The organism is Nocardia farcinica (assembly GCF_029867845.1).
Lineage (GTDB): Bacteria > Actinomycetota > Actinomycetes > Mycobacteriales > Mycobacteriaceae > Nocardia > Nocardia farcinica_A.
Genome location: NZ_JARWRU010000243.1, coordinates 1 through 3,280, shown reverse-complemented (window position 1 = coordinate 3,280; position 3,280 = coordinate 1). Strand labels below are relative to the sequence as shown.

Annotated in this window: 4 protein-coding genes; 3 read left to right on the top strand and 1 reads right to left on the bottom strand. The window is 71.8% G+C overall.

Annotation, left to right across the window (positions count from 1 at the left end; all coding sequences use genetic code 11):
• Nucleotides 1-105 precede the first annotated feature (105 nt).
• Complete coding sequence (locus tag QH283_RS05090) at nt 106-831, top strand: aspartate/glutamate racemase family protein (RefSeq protein ID WP_280501854.1); 726 nt, start codon at nt 106-108, stop codon at nt 829-831.
• Nucleotides 832-905: 74 nt separating this feature from the next.
• On the opposite strand, the gene QH283_RS05085 is transcribed toward QH283_RS05090, so the two are convergent.
• Nucleotides 906-1,835 (bottom strand): AraC family transcriptional regulator, encoded by a 930-nt coding sequence (locus QH283_RS05085; RefSeq protein WP_280501853.1) that lies wholly within the window; start codon nt 1,833-1,835, stop codon nt 906-908.
• Between the two features lie 129 nt (nt 1,836-1,964).
• On the opposite strand from QH283_RS05085, the gene QH283_RS05080 reads away from it, so the two are divergent.
• On the top strand, nt 1,965-2,645 hold the full coding sequence (locus tag QH283_RS05080; protein ID WP_280501852.1) for an NAD(P)H oxidoreductase: 681 nt from the start codon (nt 1,965-1,967) through the stop codon (nt 2,643-2,645).
• Between the two features lie 77 nt (nt 2,646-2,722).
• Nucleotides 2,723-3,280: NYN domain-containing protein (locus tag QH283_RS05075; protein WP_280501851.1), on the top strand; the 558-nt coding region annotated here is incomplete at its 3' end.

The following is a 3,280-nucleotide window of genomic DNA, read 5'->3' as shown; positions in this document are numbered from 1 at the left end:
CCGGTTGGTCCGCCGTGTCGGTCACCTGCCCTCCCCCCCTATCATTATACCATTTGGGCTCGGGGGCCGGGCCCCCTTCTCCGTGACAACAGCGAGAGGCACGACATGCGCATTGTGGTCGTCAACGTCAACACCACCGAGTCCATGACCGAGGAGATCTGCGCCGTCGCGCGGGCAGCCGCCGCCACGGACACCGAGATCATCGGCCTGACACCGCAATTCGGCCCCGCCTCGGTGGAAGGCCACTACGACGGCCTGCTCTCCGCGGCCGCCGTCGTCGAACGCGTCGCCGCCTACGACGAGCCCTTCGACGCCGCGATCGTCGCGGGCTTCGGCGACCTCGGCCGCGAGGGTCTGCAGGAACTGCTCACCGTCCCCGTCGTCGACATCACCGAAGCCGCCGTCCTCGTCGCCCGCCTGCTCGGCCACAGCTATTCCGTGGTCACCATGGCCGACCGCAGCGTCCCGATCGTCGAATCCCGCCTGCGCGCACTGGGTCTGGCGGAGCGCTGCGCCTCCGTGCGCGCCACCGGAATGCCCGTCCTCGAACTCGACGGCGACGGCCTGGAGAAGGTCCGCGCCGAGCTGATCAACCAGGCCGACCTCGCCGTCGCCACCGATCGCGCCGAAGTCGTCGTCCTCGGCTGCGCGGGCATGGCCGGTCTGCGCGCCGAAGCCGAAGCCGCCCTCGGCGTTCCCGTGGTCGACGGCGTCGAGGCGGCCGTCCACCTTGCCGAATCCCTGGTCCGGATGTCGCTGTCCACCAGCAAGATCCGCACCTACGCCCGCCCCGACCTCGACGGCGTCCGCAGGCCGGTCGCGCCGAACTGATCGTCAGCCGGTCCCCGGCACAGCGCGGCTCGCGTGCGACGGCGGTCGAATTCGCGGCCCGAACACCGCCCGAGTCACGCGCTCAGCGCCGCGCGGAATTCGCTGGGGCGCACACCCCGGTGCCGTTTGAACGCCGCGCTGAACCCGAAGGCGTCCGCATAGCCGACGGCCCTGGCCACCTGCGCCACGGTGCGGGTCCGGTCGGCCAGCAGTTCCTCGGCCTCGTCCATCCGGCACTCGGTGAGATAGGCCAGCGGCGACTGCCCCATGACCTCGGTGAACCGGCGGGCGAACAGCGCCCGCGACACCCCGGCCTCGGCCGCCAGCGAGGCCACCGTCCAGCCGGTCGCGAGCCCGGCGTGCATCGCCTCCAGCGCAGGCCCGACCACCGGATCGGACGGACCGCGATACCACCCCGGCGCACCGGCGTCCTGCCGCTCGAACCAGTCGCGCAGGGTGCACACCAGCGCCCAGTCGAGCAAGCGGTCCATCAGCGCCTGCGCACCCGCCGGACGCCGCGCCGTGTCCGCCGCGACCGATTCCATCCACGCGCAGACCTCGACCTCGTCGGTCACCACGAGCGCCGGCGGGATCGCGCGCAGCAGTCGTTCGTGGCGCCTGCCCGTGGCCCGGTAGGCGCCGACGATCAACGCGGTCTCCCCGTCGGGATCGTTGCCCCAGCGCCCGCCGCCGAGCCCGGCCACGCACCCGGAATCCGGGACGAAGCAGGAGATCTCGTACTCCTCGTGCGGCAGCCCGGCCGAATCCGGGCGATCGGCGAGCAGGAACTCCTCCGGCCCGCGCACGACGGCGGTGTCGCCCCGCCCGATCCGGCGCTCGGCGCCGCCGGGCAGCAGCAGGGTGCCGCCGCCGCGCAACACGGTCACCATGGTCAGCGGCGCGCGGTCGGCGAAGCGGATCGTCCACGGCGGCTCCATGACCGCGGTGGTCAGCACGGCTCCTTCGGCGCGGATGCCGCCCAGCAGTCTGCTCAAGGGATCCACACCCTCGAGCGTAGACGAACGCCTATCGAATGGAGATCATCAGCCATAGATCGTCCACGGAATCGGCGGTGGAATGGGATCACCCCGCAGAACCGATCGTCCGGAAAGCCGGACCGAGGGAGGACTCCCGTGCAACCCACTCCGACCGAGGGCGCCACCGCCCTGCTCGTCCTCGCCCACCCCCGCCCCGACTCGCTCACCGCCCACATCGCCCGGCTGATCGCCCGCCGCCTCACCGCCGCCGGCTACCGGGTCGACCTGCTCGACCTGCACGCCGAGAACTTCGACCCCCGCATGACCGCCGCGGACCTCCCGGAATGGGGCAACCGCGAGAAGACCTACTCCGCCGAAGTCGAGGACCACATGCGCCGCGTGCTCGCCGCCGACCTCGTCGTCGCGGTCTTCCCGGTGTACTGGATGCAGGTCCCCGCCATCCTCAAGGGCTGGATCGACCGGGTGTGGAACTACGGATTCGCCTACGGCCGAAGCAAGCCCAGGCTCGCGGGCAAGCGGATGCTGTGGCTGGGACTGGCGGGCGCGGCGGCCGACGACCCGCTCGTCGAGACCATGCGCCGGGCACTCAGCGCGCAACTCGACGACGGCATCGCCTACTACTGCGGCTTCAGCGAATCGTCGGTCGGCCTGCTGGCAGGCGCCGAGGAACAGCAGCAGCGCGTCGACGCCGAGGGCAGGCTGCTCTTCGACGATGCGCTCGTCGGCGCCGCGCGCGCCGCTCACTACGCCGCCCTGGAGGACCGTGCGGCCGCGCACGTCGAGGACTTCCTCGCGGGCAACCGCGTCCCCGCCTGACCGGCCGCGCGCCCCGACACCCGGGACTTCCCCACGATCCCCACTGTCGGGGCCCCCGGCCCGTGCCATAGTGGGGCATGCGGTCGACTTGCTCCCTCTACGTAGACGCCGGTTACCTGCTGGCGTCCGCCGCTACGCGGGTCACCGGCACCTCGCTGCGCAGCGGGATCCATGTCGAGTACACCAAGCTCATCACGGCGCTGGTGGAGACCGCCGAGGCCAAGTCGGGACTGCCGGTGCTGCGGTTGCACTGGTACGACTCGGCCCGCAACGGCGTCCCCGACGCCCAGCAGGAGCGGATCGGCGAGATCTCCAAGGTCAAGCTCCGGCTCGGCCGTTTCGGTGTGAACGGCGAACAGAAGGGCGTCGACCTGCGCATCGGCCTCGACCTGGTGGCCCACGCCCGTAACGGCGCCTCCGACGTCTTCTTCCTCGTCTCCGGCGACGACGACTTGACCGAGGCCGTCGAGGAAGCCCAGGTCCACGGCGTGCAGGTGGTCGTGCTCGCCGTCCCGACCGCCGCGGGTCGCGCGCACGGCGTCAGCAGGCACCTGATCCGCGCCGCCGACGAACTCGACAGCATAGACGGCGCAGCGGTGGACGCGGCCGGGCTGAAGGTCGACCGGCCCCCCCGG

Excerpts from the sequence above, each read along its gene's own strand:
- QH283_RS05090 (WP_280501854.1), top strand. The coding sequence starts at position 106 with ATGCGCATTGTGGTCGTCAACGTCAACACCACCGAGTCCATGACCGAG.